This window comes from Rhodosalinus sp. FB01 (assembly GCF_041365715.1).
Taxonomy (GTDB): Bacteria; Pseudomonadota; Alphaproteobacteria; order Rhodobacterales; family Rhodobacteraceae; genus Rhodosalinus.
This window is the reverse complement of the sequence record NZ_JBGFSH010000001.1, coordinates 497,687-520,979: the sequence shown is the minus strand read 5'-3', so window position 1 is coordinate 520,979 and position 23,293 is coordinate 497,687. Positions and strand designations below refer to the sequence as shown.

The following is a 23,293-nucleotide window of genomic DNA, read 5'->3' as shown; positions in this document are numbered from 1 at the left end:
CGCCCCGACAAAGGGAGGAAACGCATGAAGATCACGGCATTCGCGACGGCCACGGCCATCCTGACGAGCGGCGCGGCCTTTGCCCAACAGCAGATCACCGTCAACATCGGCTCTTCGCACCCGGAACAGAACATCTGGGTCTACGCGATGAAGAACACGTTCCAGCCCGAGGTGAACCGCATCCTCGCCGAGAACGGCAACGACTATCAGGTCAACTGGGTCGAGAGCTACGCCGGCACGCTCTACAAGTTCACCGACACCCGCGAGGCGGTGATGGACGGCATCGTCGACGTGGGCATGGTCGGCACGGTCTGGGAAGGGGCCAACATGCCGCTTCAGAACGTGACCTACTTCACCCCCTTCGCCACCGAAGATCACCGCATGATCATCGAGATCTTCGACGATCTGTCGGAAAACCTTCCGGCGCTGAAGAACAGCTGGTCCGAGAACGGCATGGTGCATCTCAGCTCGCTCATCACCGACAGCTACGACATCTACGCGACCTTCCCCGTGACCTCGATGGAGGATCTTCAGAACCGCAAGCTGAACGCGCCGGGCACCTCGGCGAACTGGCTGCGCGAGACGGGGGCCACGCCGGTCGACGGTGCGCTGACCACCTATTACACGAACATCCAGACCGGCGTGACCGAGGGAACCCTGTCCTTCGCCTCGGGCATCCGCCCGACCCGGGTCTACGAAGTCGCGCCAGAGCTGACGCGCGTGGGCATCGGGTCGATGTATTTCGGCGGCATCGCGGCCAACGAGGATTTCTTCGACGCCCTGCCGGAAGAGGTGCAGCAGGCGATGCGAGAGGCCGCGCAGGCCACCTCGGTGGCGCATGGGGATTATGTGGCCGATCTTGCCGCGACGGCGATCGACGAGATGCAGGAGGCCGGGCTGACCATTCACCAGCTGCCCGACGAGGAGAAGGCCAAGTGGGTGAACGGCCTGCCGAACATCGTGGAGCCGTGGCTGGAGCAGACCGGCGAGGACGGCAGGATCGTGCTCAAGGCCTATTTCGACGCGCTGCGCGAACGCGGCGCAACGCCGCTGCGGGACTGGGACGAAGGTCTCTGATCGGCTGAAGACAAGCAATGACAAGGCGATGCCGCCCGTCGCACCGCGCCGGGCGCATCCGTCATGGACGGCGGGATCGTGGCAATGAGCAATGACGACGCGGCCGGGCTGGAAGACGACGACGGCTTCGTTCCGGCCTTTTCCGACGCGCCGGTCGGCGCCGTGCTGGCCACGATCGCGGCGACACTGTCGGCGATCGGGACCGCCGCGATCGGCGCGCTGATGCTTCTTATCGTGGTGGACGTGATCGGGCGGAATTTTCTGGACGCGCCCGTCACCGGCGTTTCCGAGATCGCCGCCCGCGCGGTGGTCGCGATCGTGTTCCTTCAGGTGCCTGCGGCGATCCTGCAAAAGCGCCTCACGCGCGCCGATTTCCTGCTGCGCCGGATCGAGCGCGTGTCGCCGCGCGTCCTCTGCCTGCTGGAGACGTTCTTCTGCATCGCCGGGGCCGTGGTCTTCACGCTCATCCTCTGGCCGTCCTGGCCGAAACTCGTCGAAAGCTGGGCGTCGGCCGAATTCTTCGGCGTCCAGGGCGTCTGGACGATCCCCACCTGGCCGTTCCGCCTTATCACCGTGGTCGGATCGGCCGTGGCGGTGCTCTGCGCGCTCTACCGCGCGAGCGAGGAAATTCGAATGATGCGAAGACCGGCATGACCACGCTCGCCTTCGGTTTCGTCCTGATCGCCGTTCTGGTGGCCCTGGTGCTGATGGGCCTGCAGATCGCCTACGCGCTCTTCGGGGTGGCCTTCGTCGGCATCTGGCTGATCCGCGACAATATCGGGCTGGCGTTCCGCATGCTCGAGCTGACCGCCTATTCCGGGATCGCCGATTACCTCTTCGCCACGATCCCGCTTTTCGTGCTGATGGGCCTGCTCGTCAGCGTCTCGAATGTCGGGCGCGACACGTTCGAGGTGGCGGAGGAGTTGCTGCGCCGGATGATCTGCGGGCTCGGGGTCGCGACCGTCGCGGCCAACACCATCTTCGCGGCCGTCACCGGCGTTTCCATCGCGTCCGCGGCGGTCTTTACCCGGGTCGCGGTGCCCGAGATGACGCGCCACGGCTACCGCCCGGCCTTTTCCGCGGGAACGGTCGCGGGCTCGTCCGTGCTGGGCATGCTCATTCCGCCGAGCCTCCTGCTGATCATCTACGGGGTGCTGGCCGAGGTTTCGATCGGCGGCATGTTCATAGCGGGCATCGTGCCGGGCTTCATGCTGGCGGGCGGTTTCGTCGCCATGTTGATCGCCATCACGATCGCCTTTCCGAAATTCGTTCTGATCGATCCCGAGGACACGAAGGCGCGGCGCCTCGACCGGGACCATACCCCGATGCCCACGGGCGAGATGCTGCGCAAGCTCGTCCCGATCGTCCTGCTCGTGATCCTGGTTCTGGGGGGCCTTTACACGGGCTTCTTCACGCCGACCGAAGCCGGCGGGGTCGGGGCGTTCGGCGCGCTTCTCGTGGCGCTGTCACGGCGCAGCCTCGATCGGAAAAGGCTCTGGAAGGTGATGAAGCAGACCGGCGTCATCTCCGTGTCCATCCTGCTTCTCCTGATCGCCGCGTCCTTCTATTCGCGCATGCTGGCCATCGCCGGGCTGCCCAACGCGATCTCGGGGCTCGTGACCGACTCCGGCTTCGGGCCCTTGGAGTTCCTCTTCTTCTACGCGCTCATCATCCTGCTGATGGGGATGATCCTCGACAGCACCTCGATCCTGCTGATCATGGTGCCGATCGCGGCGCCCATCGCCCAGGGCCTTGGGATCGACCTGATGCATTTCGGCATCGTGACCGTCATCGCGGTCGAGATCGGCCTGCTGACGCCACCGTTCGGCATATCCGTCTTCACCGTACACAACACGCTGAACGATCCGTCCGTGACGGTGGAGCAGGTTTTCGGCGCGACGCTGCCCTTCATCGCGGTGATGCTGATCGTGCTGGTCATCGTGGCGCTGGTGCCGGGAACCGTCACGGTGTTCCTGTAGGCCACATCGCGCCGGCGCCTGCGCTCCGACCCTCCCGCGACATCCCCTCGGCCTGGACCAGACGACCGGGAAGGCCGCGGGAGGTCGGTCCGATCGCTCGCCGATCATCCCGGCCGCGCGGCCCCGTCAAGACGCCGTGCTTTTCCGTTGCCAATTTGTTATGCATGTGCAGCATTCAGAACCTGCGTGCGTGTGGCGCGGCGGCGGGGCCTGCCGCCAGAAGGGTGAGGCAGAGGGCGACCCATGTCCGGCTCGACAAGATTCCTGATCGCGGCGCTCGTGCTGGCTCTCTCCGGGGCGGCGCTCTGGTACGCGGTCTTGAGGGACGGTAACGACCTGCCGCCCGGCTTCGCTAAGGCCAACGGCCGCATCGAAGCCGGGCGCGTCGACGTCGCGACCAAGTTCGCGGGACGTCTTGCCGAAATCCTCGTGAGCGAGGGCGACCGGGTCGAGGCCGGGCAGATCCTGGCGCGCCTCGACGATGCGCAGATCAGGGCGCAGCTTCGCGAGGCGGAAGCGCAGGTGAGTTCGGCCCGCCAGACGCTGGCGGAGCGCCGCGCGGTCCTCGAGGAACGCAAAAGCGCCCTCGTTTTCGCGGAAAAGGAACTGTTCCGCGCGCGCGAACTGGGCGAACGCGGCTTCGCGCCGGAGGAACGCATCGATCTTCGCCTGTCCGAAAAGGAGTCCGCCGCCGCGGCCGTGACCTCGGCGAAGGCCGGCATCGCGGCCGCCGAAGCCCAGGTCGAGGCGGCGCAGGCCACCGTCGACCGGTTGCGCGCCGATCTCGAGGATTACGCGCTTCACGCGCCGCGGGCCGGGCGCGTGCAATACCGCCTGGCCGAGCCGGGCGAGGTTCTGGGCGCGGGCACGCGGGTGCTGACGCTGATCGACCTGACCGATGTGGTGATGACCGTGTATCTGCCGACAGGTGCCGCGGGCCGCCTGGCCTACGGTGCCGAGGCGCGGCTGGTGCTGGACGCGGCCCCCGAATACGTCATCCCCGCGAGCGTCAGTTTCGTCGCGGGCGAGGCGCAGTTCACGCCCAAATACGTCGAGACGGAGGAAGAGCGCGAGACCCTGATGTTCCGCGTCAAGCTCCGCATCCCGCCGGAAATCCTCGCCGACTACCAGGATGTGGTGAAGACCGGGGTGCCGGGCGTGGCGCATGTTCGGGTCGATCCGTCCGCGTCCTGGCCCGAAGAGCTGACCGTCCGCCTGCCCGATGCCCGCTGAACCGGTCGTCGCGGAACTCACCGGTCTCAGCCATCGCTACGGCGCGATCACGGCGCTGGACGATGTCAGCCTGAGCTTCTCCGAAGGGCGCATGGTCGGGCTGATCGGGCCCGACGGGGTGGGAAAATCGACCCTGCTGGGGCTGCTGGCCGGGGTGCGCCGGATCCAGCAGGGCCGCGTCGAGGTGCTGGGCGGCGACATGGCCTGCGCCGCGCACCGCTCGGAGAGTTTCTCGCGCATCGCCTACATGCCGCAGGGGCTGGGACAGAACCTCTATCCCACGCTGTCGGTCCACGAGAATGTCGATTTCTTCGGGCGGCTCTTCGGACAGGGGGCTTGCGAACGAGAGGCGCGCATCGCGGAGCTGCTGGAAAGCACCGGGCTCGCGCCGTTTTCCGGCCGCCCGGCGGGCAAGCTTTCGGGGGGCATGAAGCAGAAGCTCTCGCTGTGCTGCGCGCTGATGCACGCCCCCGACCTGCTCATCCTCGACGAACCCACGACCGGCGTCGATCCGCTGTCGCGCAAGCAGTTCTGGGAACTGATCGACCGGCTGCGCGAGCGTCGTCCGGAGATGACGCTGGTCACGTCGACCGCCTACATGTCGGAGGCGGAACGCTTCGACCGGCTGGTGGCGATGGATGCGGGCCGGGTGCTGGCCACCGGAACGCCGGACGAGTTGCGCGGCGAGGCCGGGGCCGACACGCTGGAAAAGGCGTTCATCGCCTTCCTGCCGCCGGAAAAGCGCGAGGGCCATGGCGAGGTGCACCTGCCGCCGCGCCCCGAAGGCGACCGCCCCGTCGCGATCGAGGCCGAGGGCCTGACCAAGCGGTTCGGTGAGTTCACCGCCGTCAACGATGTCAGCTTTCGCATCGAGAAGGGCGAGATCTTCGGCTTTCTGGGCTCGAACGGCTGCGGCAAGACCACGACCATGAAGATGCTCACGGGCCTGCTGGAGCCGACGGAGGGCCACGCGGAACTTTTCGGAAAGCCGGTCGACAGCTCAGACCTCGCGACGCGGCGGCGGGTCGGCTACATGTCGCAATCCTTCTCGCTTTACGCGGAACTCTCGGTGCGGCAGAATCTCGTGCTGCACGCGCAGCTGTTCCAGCTGAGCGCCGCGCGGCAGCGCGAGCGGGTGACCGAGCTGCTGGAGCGGTTCGCCCTCGGGGACGTCGCCGGCAGCCGCCCCGCGAACCTGCCGCTCGGCGCGCGCCAGCGCCTGCAACTCGCCGTCGCCGTGCTGCCTGAGCCCGAGATGCTGATCCTGGACGAGCCCACCGCCGGCGTCGATCCGGTGGCGCGGGACCGTTTCTGGGAGTTGCTGATCGCGCTGTCGCGGGACGACGGGGTGACGATCTTCATCTCGACCCATTTCATGAACGAGGCCGAGCGCTGCGACCGGATCTCGCTGATGCATGCGGGAGAGGTTCTGGCGGTCGGCGCGCCCGGCGACCTGCGCGACCGCCGTGACGCCGCGAGCCTGGAAGAGGCGTTCATCGCCTATCTCGAGGAGGCCGCCGACGACGCCACGCCCGAGCAGGCGCCGGATCCGGGTTCGGAGCGGACAGGCGCCGGGCACCGGCGCGGCCTCTTCTCCATGGCGCGGTCCTGGGCCGTCGCCCGGCGCGAGGCGATGGAGCTCGGGCGCGACCCGATCCGGCTGGCCTTCGCCCTGGTGGGACCGGTCATCCTCATGATCGCCGTGGGCTTCGGCATCTCCTTCGACGTCGAGGACATCAACTACGCCGTCGTCGACCAGGACCGAAGCGCCGAAAGCCGCATGCTGGGGCGCCAGTTCTCGGGTTCGCGGTATTTCCTCGAGCAGGCCGAACTGGACACGCCCGCCGGGATGGACGCCCTGCTGCGGCGGGGCGAGATCACCATGGCGCTGGTTATCCCGCCCGACTTCGGCCGCGACCTGCTGGGCGGCGACGACCCCGAGGTGGCGCTGTGGCTCGACGGGTCGAACACGGTGCGCGCCGAAAACGCGCGGCGTTACGCCGAGGCCGCCTTCGCGGGGTTCCTGAGCGAACTTGCGCAGATCGAAACCGGGCGTGTGCCCACGCTTTATCCCGCGACCATCGAGCCGCGCTTTCGCTACAATCAGAGCTTTTCCTCCGATTACGCCATCCCGCCGGGGGTGCTGATGATGATGCTGATCATGATCCCGACGATGATGACGGCGCTGGGCATCGTGCGCGAAAAGGAGCTCGGTTCGATCACCAATCTATACGCGGCCCCGGTCCGGAAGCTGGAATTCCTGATCGGCAAGCAGGCCCCCTATGTCGCCGTGGCCATGATCAGCTTCGTGATCCTCGTGGGCATGCTTCTTGCGGTGTTCGGATTGCGGATCGAGGGCAGCCTGCCGGCGCTGGTCCTGGGCGCCCTGCTCTACACGGTGGCGGCGACGGCCTTCGGGCTGGTGATCTCGACCTTCGTGCGCAGCCAGATCGCCGCGATCTTCGGCAGCGCGATCATCGTCATCATCCCGACGGTCAATTTCTCGGGGATGCTCTACCCCGTCTCGACGCTGGACCCGCTGACCCGGACGATCGGGCAGTCCTTTCCGCCGTTCTACTTCCAGCGGATCAGCACCGGCGTGTTCAACAAGGGGCTCGGGGCCGGTGATCTCTGGCTCAACCACCTTGCCCTCGCAGGGTTCTGCGTGCTGTTCTGGGCGCTTGCGGCACTGCTGCTGAAAAAGCAGGAGGCGTGAGGCGATGCGCGCTCTTCGCAACATCTTCCGCCTCGGCCTCAAGGAACTGTGGAGCCTGTTCCGGGACCCGGTCCTGATGGCGCTGGTGGTCTACACCTTCACCGCGGCGGTCTACGCCGTGGCGCACGGCGTGCAGACGGAGGTGCGCAACGCCGCGATCGCCGTGGTCGACGAGGACAGGTCGACCCTGTCGGGCCGTATCCGCGGGGCTTTCCTGCCGCCGCAGTTCCGCGACGCCGACCTCATCGGGATCTCCGAGATGGAGCAGGCGCTCGATACGGGGCGCTACAGCTTCGTGCTGCACGTGCCCGCGCGGTTCGAGGCCGACGTGCTGGCCGGGCGCCAGCCCTCGCTGCAACTGAACGTCGATGCGACCGCGATGACGCTGGCGGGCAACGGCACGGCCTACATCCAGCGGATCGTCCAGGACGAACTGGCCGTCTTCCTGTCGGGCGACGACGCCGGCACCGCCCTTCCGGCGAGCCTCGTGCCGCGGGCGCGGTTCAACCCGAACCTGCAGTCGCAATGGTTCTTCGCGGTGATGCAGGTGATCGGCAACGTCACCATCCTGTCGGTGGTGCTGTCGGGCGCCGCCGTGATCCGGGAGCGCGAGCACGGCACGATCGAGCACCTGATGGTGATGCCGGTCACCGCGCTGGAGATCATGCTGGCCAAGATCTGGGCCAACGGGCTGGTGATCGTCGCCGCGGCGGTGCTTTCGCTTCTTGTCGTGGTCGAGGGGCTGATGGGCATTCCGGTGCCGGGGTCGATCCCCGTCTTCGCCGTCGGCGCCGCCGTCTATCTCTTCGCGGTCACGTCGCTCGGGATCATGCTGGCGACCTTTGCGACCACGATGCCGCAATTCGGGCTGCTCGCGATCCCTGTCTTCGTCGTTCTCTACCTGCTCTCGGGCGGGGTGACGCCGCTGGAGGCGATGCCCGACCTGCTGCGCAACCTGATGCAGCTGTCGCCCGCCACGCATTTCACGAGTTTCGCCGAGGCGGTCCTTTACCGCGATGCCGGACTGCTTCTTGTGTGGAAGGAACTCCTGGCCGTCGCCTGCATCGGCGGCGTTTTCCTCGCCCTCGCCCTCAGCCGGTTTCGCGGGACGATGGCGGCCGCACGCTGAGCGCGCGACCTGGGCACGCGCCGGCGGGCGGCGGCGTTCCCGGGGCGGTGCCCCGCGGCGAGCCGGGGCGGAGGTCTTCATGATGAAACCGCTCTTCGCGGGCGACTTTCCGCCGCGCAGGGCAGGGCGCCTTCAGTGGGTGCTCGACCCGCGCCGGATCTCTCCGTGATCGAGGACCGGGGCGGCGTCGAGGTCGGCGGCGTTCAGCATCGAGGCCACGCGCTCGAGCGAGGCCACGATCATCGCCTGCTCCCAGTCCTCGAGCGCCTCGAAGGCCTTCACGTATTGCTGCTGAAGCGCGTCGGGCGCGCGCCCGATCACGTCGCGCCCGTTTTCCGTCAGTTCCACGTTGGTCTGCCTGCGGTCGGTCTCCGAGCGTTCGCGCCGGACCATGCCCTTGGCGGCGAGGCGGTCGAGCAGGGTCGAGATCGTCGCCTGGCTCACCCCCATCTGCGCCGAGATCTGTTTCGGCGTGACGACGCCATGTGCCGAGACGATCTGCAGGACCCGGATCTGCACGGGGGTAAGGCCCGCGACGCGGGCAAGCTCCCGGCCGTACAGTTCGGTCGCGCGCAGGATGCGGCGCAAGGCGATCAGGCTCGTGTCTGTGCGGTCCACGTCGGGGCCCATCGGCTGGTGAAATGTCATGACTGTGTCAGCCTCCGTCCGGTAGGACAAGATATCATTAGTTAGTCTAATTAAGGACAACGCGGCAGGATTCCAAGGAAAAAGGCGCCGTCGCCATCCGGCAGCGAAGCCAAGCAAAGGTATAAATACCAGAAAAACAAGATTTTAGACGTCACATGCCGTGATTTGTTTAGCCTAGTTGATTTTCTTTGCGTGATGCGTATATCTTCCGGCAACGCAGCAAGAGAGGAAGCAGTCCCGTGAACCAGATCCGCTCGATCGACATGCGCCGCCCCGGCGCAATCGCTTTTCGGAAGCCGATGCCGCAGGACGGTGCCGCGGTCTGGCAACTCGTGTCGGCCTGCAAGCCGCTCGACGAGAATTCGATGTACTGCAACCTGATCCAGTGCGACCACTTCCGCGACACCTGCGTGGTGGCAGAGCGCGACGGCGCGCTTCTGGGCTGGATCTCCGCCTACGTGCTGCCCAACGACCCCGAGACGCTCTTCGTCTGGCAGGTGGCCGTTTCCGAGGCGGCGCGCGGCGAGGGCCTCGCAGGACGCATGCTGACGCATCTGCTCTTGCGCGAGGAAGCGCGGGACGTGACGCGTATCCAGACGACGATCACCCGCGACAACGACGCGAGCTGGGCGCTCTTCAAGCGTTTCGCAAGCAAGCAGGGTGCAGAGCTCGACGCGCAGGCGCACTACGCGCAAGACACCCACTTCCAGGGCGCCCACGCCACCGAACACATGGTGACGATCAAGCTGCCCGCGGCGATGGGCCGCGCGGCCTGACGGCCGTCCCCATCACCCGCACATTCCAGAATTTCAAAGCGAGGATATCCTCATGACCGCTGACATGTCAGCCAACAAAGCCATTTTCCACCGACGCGAGTCGCAGGTGCGCAGCTATTGCCGCAGCTTCGACACGGTGTTCGCCTCCGCGAAGGGGGCGATCCTGACCGACACCGAGGGCCGGGACTACATCGACTTCCTGGCCGGGTGCTCGTCGCTCAACTACGGTCACAACGATCCGGACATGAAGGCCGCGCTGGTCGATCACGTCACCTCCGACGGCATCGCCCACGGGCTCGACATGTATTCGCGCGAGAAGGCGGCCTTCCTCGAGGCGTTCGAACGCATCGTGCTCGCCCCGCGCGGCATGGACCACAAGGTGATGATGACCGGCCCCACCGGCACCAACGCCGTCGAGGCCGCGATCAAGCTCGCCCGCAAGGTCACCGGCCGCACGGAAGTGGTGGCCTTCACCAACGGCTTCCACGGCATGACGCTGGGCGCGCTCGCGCTGACCGGCAACCGCTCCAAGCGCGCGGGCGCGGGCCAGCCGCTCGGCAACGTGACCCATCTGCCCTATGACGGCGCTCTGGGCGAGGATGTCGATACGCTTCCCGTGATCGAGGCGATGATCGAGAACTCGTCGAGCGGGGCCGACCTGCCCGCCGCCTTCGTGGTGGAGCCGGTGCAGGGCGAGGGCGGTCTGAACGCCGCCGCGGCCGCGTGGCTCAAGGGGCTCGCGACGCTGGCGCGCAAGCACGGCATCCTGCTTATCGTCGACGACATCCAGTCGGGCATCGGCCGTGCCGGAGGCTTCTTCGCCACCGACGGCATGGATATCGAGCCGGACATGATCACGCTCGCGAAGTCGCTGTCGGGTTTCGGGCTGCCTTTCGCGCTCACCCTCGTCAGGCCCGAGCACGACATCTGGAAGCCGGCCGAGCACAACGGCCCCTTCCGCGGCAACACCCATGCCTTCGTCACCGCCCGCGTGGCGCTGGAGAAGTTCTGGGCCGACGACGCCTTCGAGACCGAGGTTGCCCGCAAGGGCGCGCATCTGGAAAAGCGTCTGACCGAGATGGCCGCGATGATCCCGGGCGCCCGGCTGAAGGGGCGCGGCATGATGCGCGGCATCGACGTGGGCTCGGGCGAGCTGGCCGGCGAGATCTGCGCCCGCGCCTTCCGCGACGGTCTGGTGATCGAGACCTCGGGGGCCGACGACGAGGTGGTGAAGGTGCTGGCGCCGCTCACCATCGAGGACGCGGTGTTCGACCGCGGCCTCGACATCCTGGAGGCCGCGATCCGCGAGGAAACGGCGAAACCCATGGCGGCGGAGTAACACAATGATCGTTCGTGATTTCGAAGACCTGAAGACCGGCGACAGGACCGTGAGCGACGCGCAATGGACGAGCGTGCGCATGCTTCTGGCCGATGACGGGATGGGATTTTCCTTCCACATCACCTTCCTCGACGCCGGCAGCGAGCACACGTTCGAATACAAGCACCATTTCGAAAGCGTCTATTGCATGTCGGGCACCGGCGCGATCACCGATCTGGCCACCGGCGAGACCCACGCGATCAAGCCGGGCGTGATGTACGCGCTCGACAAGCACGACCGCCACACCGTGCGCGCCGATCCCGAGGCGGAACTCGTGATGGCCTGCGTCTTCAACCCGCCGGTCACGGGCAAGGAGGTGCACCGCGAGGACGGCTCCTACGCCCCGGCGGAAGAACAGGCCTGACCCTGCGCAAGGCCGCCGCGAACCGGCGGCAGGCAAACCTGAAATGATCCGCGACCGCGCGCGCCTCGCGCCCGGTCGCGGTCTCGAAAAGGCAAGAACCATGACCGAGCGCCACGCCCACACCGTCGAGAAGATCGGCGGTACCTCCATGAGCCGCTCTCGCGAGCTTCTGGAGCCGCTTTTCCTCCACGGCGGTGCAGACCCCTACAACCGCGTTTTCGTCGTCTCCGCCTATGGCGGGATCACGGATCTACTGCTCGAGCACAAGAAGAGCGGCGAGCCGGGCGTCTATGCCCTTTTCGCCAACGCCGAGAACGATCACGGCTGGTCGGATGCCCTCAACCGCGTGGCCGAGGCGATGAAGGTCGCGCACCGCGAGGTGCTGGAAGCCCCCGGCGACATCCAGGAGGCCGACGATTTCGTGCGCGAGCGCATCGAGGGCGCACGGTCCTGCCTGATCGACCTTCAGCGACTCTGTTCCTACGGGCATTTCCGTCTGGACCAGCACATGGGGCTGATCCGCGAGCTGCTTTCGGGGCTGGGCGAGGCGCATTCGGCGCAGGCGACCGCGCTTCTGCTGCGCCGCGCGGGCGTCAACGCGCGGTTCGTGGACCTCTCCGGCTGGCGCGACGAGGCCGAGGTCTCGCTCGAAGAGCGGATCGCGCGGGGGTTCGAGGATATCGACCTCGCGACGGAACTTCCCGTCGTGACGGGCTACGCGCAGTGTTCCGAAGGGCTGATGAAGCACTATGATCGCGGCTATTCCGAGGTCACCTTCTCGCGCATCGCCGCGGCCACCGGTGCGGCAGAGGCGATCATCCACAAGGAATTCCACCTCTCTTCCGCCGATCCGCGGCTCGTGGGGCTGGAGAACGTGCGCAAGCTCGGCCGCACCAATTACGACGTGGCCGACCAGCTTTCCAACATGGGGATGGAGGCGATCCACCCGTCGGCGGCCAAGACCCTGCGCCAGGCGGGTATCCCGCTGCGCGTGACCAACGCTTTCGACCCGGCCGATCCCGGCACGCTGATCGACGAGGCGCCGGCCGAGGCGCCGGCGGTGGAGATCGTGACCTCGCTGCCGGTGATCGCGCTCGAACTCTTCGAACCCGACATGGTGGGCGTGAAAGGCTACGACGCGTCCATCCTCGAGGCGCTCACACGGCACAAGGTGCGGATCGTGGCGAAGTCGTCGAACGCCAACGCGATCACGCATTACGTGGACGCCTCGCTGAAATCCGTGCGCCGCGTGGAAGCCGACCTCGTGCGGGTCCACCCCTCGGCCGAGGTCACCACCCGCGCGCTCGCGGTGGTCTCCGCCATCGGGCGCGACATCTCCGGCCTCCGGGCGCTCGGCCGCGGGCTCCTCGCGCTCGACCGGGCCGGTCTGGCGCCCGTCGCGGTCAGCCAGGGGCCGCGCAACGTCGATATCCAGTTCGTCATGGCGCGCGAGGACGCCGACACGGCGGTGAAGGCGCTGCATCGCGCGCTCGTCGAGGAGGCCGACGCGCAGGCCCCGGAGGCGCCCGAAGAGTCGGAGATCGGCGCCGCCGCCGCGCCCAAGCTCGTGGCCTGAGCGCAATTCACAAGTTGTTGAGGGCCCTTAAACGTCCGCCGGCGCGGCCTAAGTGACACATCAAGGCGTCGGTACGGAACACCGGCGTCTTACTTCACTGTCCCTCGTTCCGACACTGGCGCCCGGAATTTTCTCCGGGCGCTTTTTTGTGCGCCCCTGTGGCGCTACGCTCCGTCCATGAGCGACACCTACCCCGACTCGGTCCTCCGCGAGATCCTGACCCGCACCCGCGTGATCGCGCTGGTGGGGCTCTCGACGAACCCGGTGCGCCCGAGCGCCTATGTCGCGCGCTACCTCGCGCTCAAGGGCTTTCGCGTGATCCCCGTCAACCCTGGCCACGCCGGCAAGACGCTTCACGGCGAGACGGTGCGCGCCTCGCTCACCGAGGTCGCCGAGGCGGGCATCGAGGCCGACATGGTCGATATCTTCCGCCGCTCCGAGGCGGTGCCGCCCATCGTCGAGGAGGCGCTGGCGGTGCTGCCCGCGCTCCGGACGATCTGGATGCAGATCGGCGTCTCGCATCCGGAGGCCGCGGCCATGGCCCGGGCGCAGGGCGTCGACGTTGTGATGAACCGCTGCCCCAAGATCGAGTATCAGCGCCTCTTCGGCGAGCTTCGCATGGGCGGCTTCGCCACCGGCGTCATCTCCTCGAAGCTCTGAGCCGCGCGGGGCTACCCTTCGCGCCCCGCCTTTTCCTCGAGCCCCGATCGGCCCTGGCGCCGCTCGAGTTCCGCCAGCACCTCGGCGAGCGTCACGTCGCGGGCGCGCAGCATGACGATCAGATGGAAGAGCACGTCGGCCGCCTCGGCGGTCAGCCTCTCGCGGTCGCCGCGCACCGCCTCGATCACGGCCTCCACCGCCTCCTCGCCGAACTTCTCGGCGCATTTCTCGGGCCCGGCGGCGAGAAGCCGCGCGGTCCAGCTTTCCTCCGGATCGCCGCCCATGCGGGAGGCCACCAGCGCGTCGAGCGCCTCGAGAATGTTCATGCGGCCCTCATGGGGATGCCGGCCGCGGCCATGTGCGCCTTGGCCTCGGCGATTGAATGGGTGCCGAAATGGAAGATCGACGCGGCGAGCACCGCGCTCGCGCCGCCCTCTCTCACGCCGGCCACGAGGTGGTCGAGCGTGCCCACGCCGCCGCTCGCGATCACGGGCACGTCCACCGCCGCCACCACGGCGCGGGTGAGCGCGAGGTCGAAGCCGTCGCGCGTGCCGTCCCGGTCCATCGAGGTGAGCAGGATCTCTCCCGCGCCCTCCGATTCCACCCGCCGGGCGAAGGCGAGCGCATCCACGCCGGTGGCGCGGCGCCCGCCATGGGTGAAGATCTCCCACCGGCCTGGCGCGACCTGCTTTGCGTCGATCGCCACCACGATGCACTGGCTGCCGAAGCGGTCGGCGCAGCGGCGCACCACCGTGGGGTCGGCCACCGCGGCGGAGTTGAGGCTCACCTTGTCGGCGCCGGCGAGCAGCAGCGCGCGCACGTCCTCGGGCCCTTTCACGCCGCCGCCCACGGTGAGCGGGATGAAGCACTGCTCGGCGGTGCGGCGCACCACGTCGAACATGGTGCCGCGATTCTCGTGGGTGGCGTGGATGTCGAGAAAGCAGATCTCGTCCGCGCCCGCCTCGTCGTAGGCGCGCGCCGCCTCCACCGGGTCGCCCGCGTCCACCAGGTCGACGAAGTTGACGCCCTTCACCACGCGGCCGTCGGCCACGTCGAGGCAGGGGATGAGGCGGGTCTTGAGCATGACCCGGGTGATACGCCCGCCACCCCGCCACGGCAAGGGCGGCACTCACCTCTGCGTGAGCAACGAATTCGTGACTGGCCGCGCCGGGCGGGGTGCCGGACTGTCGCTGCGCAGAACGCTGGAAAGGAGATCCCCATGCCGGTTCGCACTTCCCTCGCCGCGCTCGCATTGTCGCTGGCCCCGCTGCCATCGCTGGCGCAGGACATCGCGCGCGTTTCCGCCGACAAGAGCGTGGTGGCCACGGCCGACGCCTTCGTCGCCGCGGTCGAGGAGGCGGGCGTAACCGTGTTCGCGCGGGTCGATCACGGCGCGGGCGCCCGAAGCGTCGGATCGGATGTGGGCGCCTCACAACTCGTCGTCTTCGGCAGCCCCAAGGTCGGCACTCCGGCGATCGAGGCCGACCGGCTGGCGGGGCTTGCCCTGCCGCTCAAGGTGCTGGTCTACGAGGATCGCGACGGCCGGGTCTGGCTGGCCTATGAGCCGCCGGCCTCGGCGCTCGGCCGCTTCGACGGGATCGACCCCGATGCCCCGGTGATCGGGGCGATGGCCGCCGCTCTCGAAAGGTTCACGAAGGCCGCGGCCGAATAGCCTCAGCTTGCGAGCGCGGCGAGCGCCGCCTTCAGGTCGAGCTTCCCGTCATAAAGCGCGCGGCCCGAGATCGTCCCCGCGATCACGCCGGTGTCGCGAAGCGCGACGAGATCGTCGAGCGACGACACGCCCCCCGCCGCGATGACCGGGATGGAGACCGCGCGGGCGAGCGCCGCGGTGGCCGCCACGTTGGGCCCGCCCATCGCCCCGTCACGGTCGATGTCGGTGTAGATGATCGCGGCCACGCCGGCGTCTTCGAAGCGGCGGGCGAGGTCGGTGGCCTCCACCTCCGTCTCCTCGGCCCATCCGCGCGTCGCGGCCCGGCCCGCGCGCGCGTCGATGCCCACCGCGACCTTGCCAGGGAAGGCCCGCGCGGCCTCGCGCACCAGCTCGGGCTGTTCCACCGCGACGGTGCCGAGGATCACCCGGGCGAGCCCCGCGCCCAGCCAGCGCTCGATCGTCGCCATGTCCCGGATGCCGCCGCCGAGCTGCGCGGGGATGCCGCGGCAGGCGGCGAGGATCGCCTCCACGGCGCCCGCGTTCACCGGCCGCCCCGCGAAGGCGCCGTTCAGGTCCACGAGGTGCAGCCACTCCGCGCCCGCCTCGACGAAGGCGCGGGCCTGCGCGGCGGGGTCGTCGTTGAAGACCGTCGCCTTCTCCATCTCGCCGCGCAGGAGACGCACCGCCTTGCCGTCCTTCAGGTCGATCGCGGGGTAGAGGATCATGGGCGCGCTCCGTCTCGGGGTCGGGGCGCTTCTGCCCGGACGGCGCGGCGAATGCAATGCGCGCCCGCCGACGCGGGGTCACGCTTGATCGGCCGGGCGCGCGCCGCGCAGGATGCCGGCCGGGAGGACCGAAAAGGGAGGACAAGAATGACACGCATGCTCGCCGCCGTCGCGGCGCTCCTGCTCGGGGCCGGCGCGGCGCTCGCCGATCCGGTGCTCGGCACCTGGCAGACCGAGCCCGACGACGGGGCCTTCGCCCATGTGAGGATGCAGCCCTGCGGCGACGCCATCTGCGGGACCATCGCGCGCACCTTCAACGCAGAGGGCGAATACCGCTCCGACACGATCGGGCGGCAGATCGTCCGCGGCATGGTGCCGCAAGGGGACGGCCGCTACGAGGGGCGGGTCTGGCGGCCCTCCAACGACAAGGTCTATCTCGGCAAGATCGACCTCGCGGGGGACCGGCTGAAGCTGCGCGGCTGCGTGGCGGGCGGGCTCATCTGCGCGAGCCAGACCTGGGCGCGGGTGGACTGAGCCGGGCGGCGCGCCTCAGGGCCGCCAGCGCAGGAAATTGGCGATGAGGTGGAGCCCTGTCGCTGCGCTCTTTTCCGGGTGGAACTGCGTGCCGAAAAGCGTGTCGCGCCCCACGATCGCGGTCACCTCGCCGGCGTAGTCGACATGGGCGATACGGTGGGCCGGCGCTTCGGCCACGAAGTGGTAGGAGTGCACGAAATAGGCGTGATCGCCGGTGCCGATCCCGTCGAGCACCGGGTGGGGCGTGTCGATCACGAGGTCGTTCCAGCCCATGTGCGGCACCTTGAGCGCGGGGTTGGCGGGCGCGATGCGCGCCACCGTGCCGGGGATCCAGCCGAAGCCCGGCGTCTCCTCGTATTCGAGCCCGCGCGAGGCCATCATCTGCATCCCGATGCAGATGCCGAGGAACGGCCGGCCGCGGGTGATCGCCGCCTCCTCGATCGCCTCGAACAATCCCGACTGCTCGAAGAGCGCCCGGCGGCAGGCCGGGAAAGCGCCGTCGCCCGGCAGCACGACGCGCTCGGCGCGTGCGACCGTCTCGGGATCGGCGGTGACCATCACAGCCCCCGCGCCCGTCTCGGCGGCCATGCGCTGGAACGCCTTCTCGGCCGAGTGGAGGTTGCCGCTCTCGTAATCGACGATGACGGTGGTCATGGGCTCAGAGCGCGCCCTTGGTGGACGGGATCGCCTCGCCCGCCCGCGGATCGGGCTCCACGGCCTGGCGCAGCGCCCGCGCCACGGCCTTGAAGGCGGCCTCGGCGATGTGGTGGCTGTTGATCCCTGCCCGTGCGGAGACGTGGAGCGTGATGCCGCCGCGGCTCGCCAGCGCCTGGAAGAACTCGCGCACGAGCTCGGTGTCGAAGGCGCCGATCTTCTGGGTGGGGAAGTCCACCTCCCAGGCGAGCCAGGGCCGCCCCGACAGGTCGAGCGCCGCCTCCACCCGCGCGTCGTCCATCACCAGCGTGAAGGCGCCGTAGCGGCGGATGCCGCGCTTTTCGCCGAGCGCCTCGGCGAGCGCCTGGCCGAGCGCGAGCCCGCAATCCTCCACCGTGTGGTGGTCGTCGATGTGCAGGTCGCCCTCGGCCGAGAGGTCGATGTCGATCAGCGAATGCCGCGAGAGCTGCGCCAGCATGTGGTCGAAGAAGCCCACGCCCGTGGCGATCTCGTGCGCCCCGGTGCCATCGAGCGCGACGCGGGCGGTGATCGCCGTCTCGGCGGTGGTGCGGCTGATGCGGGCCTCGCGCATGGGGCGGCTCCTCGGGTTTCGGGTGGCGCGGTTATAGGCCCCTGCGGCGCGGGCGGAAAGGCCCCGACCGGCGGGGATTGTGCCGGCGTGGCGGCTGTGCCAGCCTCCACGCTTCCACAGGAGAGGCCCCGATGAGCACCTGCGGCTTCATCCAGCTCCGCTGCAAGCCCGGCAGCACCTATCGCGTCGCCGAGGACATCGCGCTGCGCGAACTCCACTCCGAACTCTATTCCACCAGCGGGGAATACGATCTGCTCATGAAGCTCTACATCCCGGAGGGCGAGGACGTGGGCAAGTACATCAACGACCGCCTTCTCGATATCGAGGGGATAGAGCGGTCGCTGACCACGCTGACCTTCAAGGCGTTCTGATCCGCGCCCGGCTTCGGCCGGGGATTGCCCCCGCGCGCAACCTTCCACGACACGGTGCGGCCCGCGGCCGGTCCGGCCAGTGTCGATCTGTTGAAATTGGAGCGGGCGATGAGATTCGAACTCACGACCCTTACCTTGGCAAGGTAATGCTCTACCCCTGAGCTACGCCCGCATCCTTGGGTGAGGCGTGGGATAGTCAAACGCGCCGCGCGCTGCAAGGGGAAATTTCGGGAAAGAGAGTGTTTCCCCACGCCACTCTTCCATTGCTTCACACGCGCACGATCGCCGACTATGATGACGCTGCGTCAAGTATTCGGAGCGTTCCTGAGCGGGGGTGACATGATGGACACCGCGATCGATCTTCTGCCGGGTGATCCGGCGCCCTGGTTCCGGCAGCGCACGCCCTCCAACCCGCAATTCGCGTTCGACACGGCGGCGGGGCGTTACCTCGTGCTCTGCTTCCTCGGCTCCGCCGGGGACGCCCATGCCCAGGCCGCGCTGCGCGCCGTGGCCGAGCGGCCCGGTTTCTTCGACGACGATACCGCCTGTTTCTTCGCGGTCTCCGTGGATCCCGGCGACGAGACCGCCGCGCGGATCGACAACCGGATCCCCGGCTACAGGGTCTTCTGGGATTTCGATCTCGCGGTCAGCAAGCTTTACGGCGCGGTGCCGCCCGACGCGAAGGCGGGGCCCGAGGGCGTGCCGCATCGCCGGTTCTGGCTGGTGATAGACCCCACGATGCGCGTGCTCGCGCGCATCCCCTTCGGCCAGGACCAGCAAGACATCCCCCGGCTTCTGACCTTCCTCGACACCCTGCCGCCGCCCGAACGCTTCGCCGGCTTCGAGGTGCCGGCGCCCGTCCTCGTTCTTCCCAACGTGTTCGAACCCGAGCTGTGCCGCCACCTCATCCAGCTTTACGAGCGCAACGGTGGGCAGGAGTCGGGCTTCATGCGCGACGTCGACGGCAAGACGGTGGCCCTTCACGATGCCAGTCACAAGCGACGGCGCGATTACCTGATCGAGGATCGGCGGCTCAGCGACGCGCTGCGCGCGCGGTTCGTGCGGCGCGTCGTGCCGGAAATCTTCAAGGTGCACCAGTTCCAGGTCACACGCATGGAGCGTTACATCGTATCCTGCTACGACGCCTCCGAGGGCGGGCATTTCTCGGCCCACCGGGACAACACGACGAAAGGCACGGCGCATCGCCGTTTCGCGGTGTCGGTCAACCTGAACGACGATTTCGAGGGCGGCCGGGTCAGCTTTCCCGAATACGGCCCGCGCGGCTTCAAGGCGCCCGCCGGTGGGGCGGTGGTCTTCTCGTGCTCGCTTCTTCACAAGGTCTCGCCGGTCACGAGCGGGCGGCGCTACGCCTTCCTGCCCTTCCTCTACGACGATGCCGCCGCGCGCATCCGCGAGGCCAACAACGCCCATCTCGGCGAGAACGTCGGCCAGTATCGCGGGGCGGCGCAAGACGCGTCCCCGGCGCCCAGCACGGCCGAAGGCGCCTGACGCGCGGCATCCGGCACGGCCGGCGGCCCGATGATGGGCCCTTCTGCGCGCGCCCGATCCCGCACCGGGGACGAGGCGGCCGCACCGCGCGTCCGCGGCAGGGCCGATGCCGGGCGACGGTGCGACCCGGTCACTCCTCGGCTTCGTATTCCACCAGAAGATCCTTGGCGTCGATCTGGCCTCCGGGCTGGACGTGCACGGCCTTCACCGTCGCATCCCGCTCGGCGTGGAGCCCGGTCTCCATCTTCATCGCCTCGATGGTGAGCAGCAGATCGCCCTCGGCCACCTTCTGGCCCGCGCTCACGCTCACGCTCGCCACGACGCCGGGCATGGGGGCGGCCACATGGGCCGCGTTGCCCGGCTCGGCCTTCGGGCGCTGGGCCGTCTGCGACTTCACCATGCGGTCGGGCACGCGCACCACGCGCGGCTGGCCGTTCAGCTCGAAGAAGACGCGGACCTCGCCGTCGTCATGGGTCTCGCCCACGGCCTGCAGGCGGACCTCGAGCGTCTTGCCGGGATCGATCTCGGCGGTGACCTCCTCGCCCGGCTCCATGCCGTAGAAGAAGGTGCGCGTGGGCAAGGTGCGCACGGGGCCGTAAAGGTCGTGCCGCTCCGCGTAGTCCAGAAACACCTTGGGATACATTAGGTAGCCGTTGAGGTCCTCGTCGTCGAACTCGCGCCCGTCGAGCTTGTCCGACAACTCCCGGCGCTTGGCCTCCAGATCCTCCGGCGGAAGATGGGCGCCCGGGCGCTCCGTGTTTGGGCGCTCGTTCTTGAGAACCTTCTTCACGATCGCCTCGGGAAAGCCGCCCGGGGGCTGGCCGAGATTGCCGCGCATCATGTCGATGACCGAGTCGGGAAAGCTCACCTCCTTCTCCGGGTTCTCGACATCGGCGCGGGTCAGGTGCTGGCTGACCATCATCAGCGCCATGTCGCCCACCACCTTCGACGACGGCGTGACCTTCACGATGTCGCCGAACATCTGGTTCACCTCCGCATAGGCGTGGGCGATCTCGTGCCAGCGCTCCTCGAGCCCGAGCGAGCGCGCCTGCGCCTTGAGGTTGGTGAACTGCCCGCCCGGCATCTCGTGCAGGTAGACCTCGGAGGCGGGCGACTGCAGGCCCGATTCGAACGCCGTGTAGTGCAGGCGCACCGCCTCCCAGTAGTTGGAGATCTCGCGCACCGCGTCGATGTCGATGCCGGTGTCGCGATCGGTGAAGGCCAGCGCCTCCACGATGGTGCCGAGCGTGGCCTGGCTCGTATTCCCGGAAAGCGCGTCCATCGCGCAGTCCACCGCGTCCACACCGGTCTCGGCGGCGGCGAGGATCGTGCCGCAGGCGATGCCGGCGGTGTCGTGGGTGTGGAAGTGGATGGGCAGCCCCACCTCTTCCTTGAGCGTCTTGAAGAGCGTGCGCGCGGCGGCCGGTTTCAGAAGCCCCGCCATGTCCTTCAGCCCCAGCACATGCGCGCCCGCGTCGCGCAGCGCCTTGCCCATTTCGACGTAGTATTTCAGGTCGTATTTCGACCGGTCGGGATCGAGGATGTTGCCGGTGTAGCAGATCGCGCCCTCGCAGACGCGGTCGTTCTCGCACACCGCATCCATCGCCACGCGCATGTTCTCGACCCAGTTCAGGCTGTCGAAGACACGGAACACGTCCACGCCCGAGGCGGCGGCCTGGCGCACGAACTCGCGCACCACATTGTCGGGATAGTTGGTGTAGCCCACCCCGTTCGCGCCGCGGAGCAGCATCTGCGTCATGATGTTGGGCATCCGCTCGCGCAGGTCGCGCAGCCGCTGCCAGGGACATTCCTGCAGGAAGCGGTAGGCCACGTCGAAGGTGGCCCCGCCCCAGCACTCGACGCTGAAAAGCTGCGGCAGGTTGTGGGCGTAGGCCGGCGCCACCTTGACCATGTCGAGCGAGCGCATCCGCGTGGCCAGCAGCGACTGGTGGGCGTCCCGCATCGTCGTGTCGGTGACGAGCAGCTTCGTCTGCGCCGCCATCCAGTCGGCCACCGCCTGCGGCCCCTTCTCCTCCAGCAGCGTCTTGGTGCCGGGCGGTGGCGTCTCGGCACGCAGCTTCGGCGGGCGCGGATCCTTCACGTCGGCGGGCGGGCGCGGGCGGCCCTTCGTCTCGGGGTGACCGTTCACCGTGATGTCCGCGATGTAGGTCAGCACGCGCGTGCCGCGGTCCTTGCGCTTGGGAAACTGGAACAGCTCCGCGGTCTCGTCGATGAAACGGGTCGTGTATTCGTTCGACAGGAATTTCGGGTGCTTGAGCAGGTTCTCGACGAAGGCGATGTTCGTGGCCACGCCGCGGATTCGGAACTCGCGCAGAGCCCGGTCCATCCGCGCGATGGCTTGGTCCGGCGTGGGCGCCCAGGCGGTGACCTTCACCAGCAGCGAATCGTAGTAGCGGGTGATGACGCCGCCCGCGTAGGCCGTGCCGCCGTCGAGGCGGATGCCCATGCCCGTGGCCGAGCGGTAGGCGGTGATGCGCCCGTAGTCGGGGATGAAGTTGTTCTGCGGATCTTCCGTGGTGATCCGGGTCTGAAGCGCGTGGCCGTTGAGCGCGATGTCGCCCTGGCTCGGCATCCCGGTCGCCTCGGAGAGCGACTTGCCCTCGGCGATCAGGATCTGCGCCCGCACGATGTCGATGCCCGTGACCTCCTCGGTCACGGTATGCTCGACCTGGATGCGGGGGTTGACCTCGATGAAGTAGAAATTGCCGGTGTCCATGTCCATCAGGAACTCGACGGTGCCGGCGCACTCGTAGTTCACATGGGCGCAGATCTTGCGGCCGAGTTCGCAAAGCTCGGCGCGCTGCTCCTCGCTCAGGTAGGGGGCGGGCGCGCGCTCCACGACCTTCTGGTTGCGCCGCTGGACCGAGCAGTCGCGCTCGAAGAGGTGATAGATGTTGCCCTGCGTGTCGCCGAGGATCTGCACCTCGACGTGGCGGGCGCGGGTGATCATCTTCTCGAGGTAGCCTTCGCCGTTGCCGAAGGCGGCCTCGGCCTCGCGCCGGCCCTCCAGCACCTTCTCTTCCAGCTCGTCGGGGCCGCTGATGGGGCGCATTCCGCGCCCGCCGCCGCCCCAGCTGGCCTTCAGCATGAGCGGATAGCCGATGTCCTCGGCCTCGCGGCGGATCGCCGCCATGTCGTCGCCCAGCACCTCGGTGGCGGGGATCACCGGCACGCCGGCCTCGATCGCCACGCGCCGCGCGCTGGCCTTGTCGCCCAGCTGGCGCATGGTCTCGGCCCGCGGCCCGATGAAGGCGATGCCCGCGGCGTCGCAGGCATCCACGAAATCCGGGTTCTCGGACAGCAGGCCATAGCCCGGGTGGATCGCGTCGGCGCCGCACTCCTTCGCCACGCGGATGATCTCGGGGATCGACAGGTAGGCCTGCACCGGTCCCAGCCCCTCGCCGATTCGGTAGGCTTCGTCCGCCTTGAAGCGGTGGAGCGACAGCTTGTCTTCCTCGGCGAAGATCGCGACGGTGCGTTTGCCCATCTCGTTGGCCGCGCGCAGCACGCGAATCGCGATCTCGCCCCTGTTGGCGACCAGGATCTTGCGGAAGTCGGTCATCGGCGCTGTCCCTTTGCGTTCGCTATGCGATGTCTAGGCACAATCCCGCGCTTCGTAAACTCGGCGTGATCGCGCCGGTGGATTTTTACCCGTTGTCAACGCCCGTCTGGTTCGTTT

22 protein-coding genes and 1 tRNA gene are annotated in these 23,293 nt (G+C 68.2%); 15 read left to right on the top strand and 8 right to left on the bottom strand.

Going from position 1 to position 23,293, the window contains the following annotated elements; translation table 11 throughout:
* Positions 1-24 precede the first annotated feature (24 nt).
* The 6 genes from AB6A65_RS02515 to AB6A65_RS02490 all read left to right on the top strand — a co-directional run bounded on the left by AB6A65_RS02515 (position 25) and on the right by AB6A65_RS02490 (position 8,134).
* Positions 25-1,077: a C4-dicarboxylate TRAP transporter substrate-binding protein gene (locus AB6A65_RS02515; RefSeq protein WP_371036771.1), complete on the top strand. Its 1,053-nt coding sequence runs from the start codon at positions 25-27 to the stop codon at positions 1,075-1,077.
* 84 nt (positions 1,078-1,161) lie between these two features.
* Positions 1,162-1,731: a TRAP transporter small permease subunit gene (locus AB6A65_RS02510; RefSeq protein ID WP_371036770.1), complete on the top strand. Its 570-nt coding sequence runs from the start codon at positions 1,162-1,164 to the stop codon at positions 1,729-1,731.
* Positions 1,728-3,056: a TRAP transporter large permease gene (locus AB6A65_RS02505; protein WP_371036769.1), complete on the top strand. Its 1,329-nt coding sequence runs from the start codon at positions 1,728-1,730 to the stop codon at positions 3,054-3,056. The genes AB6A65_RS02510 and AB6A65_RS02505 overlap by 4 nt, the downstream gene beginning before the upstream one ends.
* A 243-nt stretch (positions 3,057-3,299) precedes the next feature.
* Entirely contained in the window at positions 3,300-4,289 is a 990-nt protein-coding gene (locus AB6A65_RS02500; protein WP_371036768.1) for an HlyD family secretion protein, read from the top strand.
* Positions 4,279-7,005, top strand: coding sequence for a ribosome-associated ATPase/putative transporter RbbA (gene rbbA / locus AB6A65_RS02495; RefSeq protein ID WP_371036767.1), 2,727 nt, complete (start codon positions 4,279-4,281; stop codon positions 7,003-7,005). Before AB6A65_RS02500 ends, rbbA begins: the two co-directional genes overlap by 11 nt.
* A gap of 4 nt (positions 7,006-7,009) precedes the next feature.
* A complete protein-coding gene (locus AB6A65_RS02490; protein WP_371036766.1) occupies positions 7,010-8,134 on the top strand; it encodes an ABC transporter permease in 1,125 nt (374 codons plus the stop codon).
* Positions 8,135-8,266: 132 nt separating this feature from the next.
* Here the strand turns inward: AB6A65_RS02490 and AB6A65_RS02485 are convergent, their stop codons facing one another.
* Complete coding sequence (locus AB6A65_RS02485) at positions 8,267-8,782, bottom strand: MarR family winged helix-turn-helix transcriptional regulator (RefSeq protein WP_371036765.1); 516 nt, start codon at positions 8,780-8,782, stop codon at positions 8,267-8,269.
* A 263-nt stretch (positions 8,783-9,045) separates the two neighbouring features.
* Here AB6A65_RS02485 and ectA point away from each other — a divergent pair, with 263 nt between their 5' ends.
* From ectA to AB6A65_RS02460, 5 genes are all read left to right on the top strand, one after another.
* On the top strand, positions 9,046-9,558 hold the full coding sequence (gene ectA / locus AB6A65_RS02480) for a diaminobutyrate acetyltransferase (protein ID WP_371036813.1): 513 nt from the start codon (positions 9,046-9,048) through the stop codon (positions 9,556-9,558).
* A 64-nt stretch (positions 9,559-9,622) separates the two neighbouring features.
* On the top strand, positions 9,623-10,897 hold the full coding sequence (ectB, locus tag AB6A65_RS02475; RefSeq protein ID WP_371036764.1) for a diaminobutyrate--2-oxoglutarate transaminase: 1,275 nt from the start codon (positions 9,623-9,625) through the stop codon (positions 10,895-10,897).
* A 4-nt stretch (positions 10,898-10,901) separates the two neighbouring features.
* Positions 10,902-11,300, top strand: a complete 399-nt coding sequence (locus tag AB6A65_RS02470) for an ectoine synthase (protein WP_371036763.1) — start codon at positions 10,902-10,904, stop codon at positions 11,298-11,300.
* A gap of 100 nt (positions 11,301-11,400) precedes the next feature.
* The gene (locus AB6A65_RS02465; RefSeq protein ID WP_371036762.1) at positions 11,401-12,876 is read left to right on the top strand and encodes an aspartate kinase; all 1,476 of its coding nucleotides are present in this window, start codon (positions 11,401-11,403) and stop codon (positions 12,874-12,876) included.
* 177 nt (positions 12,877-13,053) lie between these two features.
* Entirely contained in the window at positions 13,054-13,536 is a 483-nt protein-coding gene (locus AB6A65_RS02460; RefSeq protein WP_371036761.1) for a CoA-binding protein, read from the top strand.
* Positions 13,537-13,547: 11 nt separating this feature from the next.
* Here the strand turns inward: AB6A65_RS02460 and AB6A65_RS02455 are convergent, their stop codons facing one another.
* Positions 13,548-13,862 (bottom strand): phosphoribosyl-ATP diphosphatase, encoded by a 315-nt coding sequence (locus AB6A65_RS02455; RefSeq protein ID WP_371036760.1) that lies wholly within the window; start codon positions 13,860-13,862, stop codon positions 13,548-13,550.
* Entirely contained in the window at positions 13,859-14,620 is a 762-nt protein-coding gene (gene hisF, locus AB6A65_RS02450; protein WP_371036759.1) for an imidazole glycerol phosphate synthase subunit HisF, read from the bottom strand. The genes AB6A65_RS02455 and hisF overlap by 4 nt, the downstream gene beginning before the upstream one ends.
* A gap of 135 nt (positions 14,621-14,755) precedes the next feature.
* On the opposite strand from hisF, the gene AB6A65_RS02445 reads away from it, so the two are divergent.
* The gene (locus AB6A65_RS02445; protein ID WP_371036758.1) at positions 14,756-15,208 is read left to right on the top strand and encodes a DUF302 domain-containing protein; all 453 of its coding nucleotides are present in this window, start codon (positions 14,756-14,758) and stop codon (positions 15,206-15,208) included.
* Between the two features lie 2 nt (positions 15,209-15,210).
* On the opposite strand, the gene hisA is transcribed toward AB6A65_RS02445, so the two are convergent.
* Positions 15,211-15,933, bottom strand: coding sequence for a 1-(5-phosphoribosyl)-5-[(5-phosphoribosylamino)methylideneamino]imidazole-4-carboxamide isomerase (hisA, locus tag AB6A65_RS02440; RefSeq protein WP_371036757.1), 723 nt, complete (start codon positions 15,931-15,933; stop codon positions 15,211-15,213).
* A 147-nt stretch (positions 15,934-16,080) separates the two neighbouring features.
* On the opposite strand from hisA, the gene AB6A65_RS02435 reads away from it, so the two are divergent.
* Entirely contained in the window at positions 16,081-16,467 is a 387-nt protein-coding gene (locus tag AB6A65_RS02435) for a DUF2147 domain-containing protein (protein ID WP_371036756.1), read from the top strand.
* Positions 16,468-16,482: 15 nt separating this feature from the next.
* On the opposite strand, the gene hisH is transcribed toward AB6A65_RS02435, so the two are convergent.
* Positions 16,483-17,121 carry an imidazole glycerol phosphate synthase subunit HisH gene (gene hisH / locus AB6A65_RS02430; RefSeq protein WP_371036755.1) on the bottom strand — a complete coding sequence of 213 codons (639 nt, stop codon included), beginning with the start codon at positions 17,119-17,121 and terminating at the stop codon, positions 16,483-16,485.
* Positions 17,122-17,125: 4 nt separating this feature from the next.
* Complete coding sequence (hisB, locus tag AB6A65_RS02425; RefSeq protein ID WP_371036754.1) at positions 17,126-17,713, bottom strand: imidazoleglycerol-phosphate dehydratase HisB; 588 nt, start codon at positions 17,711-17,713, stop codon at positions 17,126-17,128.
* A 131-nt stretch (positions 17,714-17,844) separates the two neighbouring features.
* On the opposite strand from hisB, the gene AB6A65_RS02420 reads away from it, so the two are divergent.
* On the top strand, positions 17,845-18,084 hold the full coding sequence (locus AB6A65_RS02420) for an Lrp/AsnC ligand binding domain-containing protein (RefSeq protein WP_371036753.1): 240 nt from the start codon (positions 17,845-17,847) through the stop codon (positions 18,082-18,084).
* A 97-nt stretch (positions 18,085-18,181) separates the two neighbouring features.
* Here the strand turns inward: AB6A65_RS02420 and AB6A65_RS02415 are convergent.
* Positions 18,182-18,256 (bottom strand) — tRNA-Gly (locus tag AB6A65_RS02415).
* A 167-nt stretch (positions 18,257-18,423) separates the two neighbouring features.
* Here AB6A65_RS02415 and AB6A65_RS02410 point away from each other — a divergent pair.
* Positions 18,424-19,593 (top strand): 2OG-Fe(II) oxygenase, encoded by a 1,170-nt coding sequence (locus tag AB6A65_RS02410; RefSeq protein ID WP_371036752.1) that lies wholly within the window; start codon positions 18,424-18,426, stop codon positions 19,591-19,593.
* Between the two features lie 130 nt (positions 19,594-19,723).
* On the opposite strand, the gene AB6A65_RS02405 is transcribed toward AB6A65_RS02410, so the two are convergent.
* On the bottom strand, positions 19,724-23,176 hold the full coding sequence (locus tag AB6A65_RS02405; RefSeq protein WP_371036751.1) for a pyruvate carboxylase: 3,453 nt from the start codon (positions 23,174-23,176) through the stop codon (positions 19,724-19,726).
* Between the last annotated feature and the right edge of the window lie 117 nt (positions 23,177-23,293).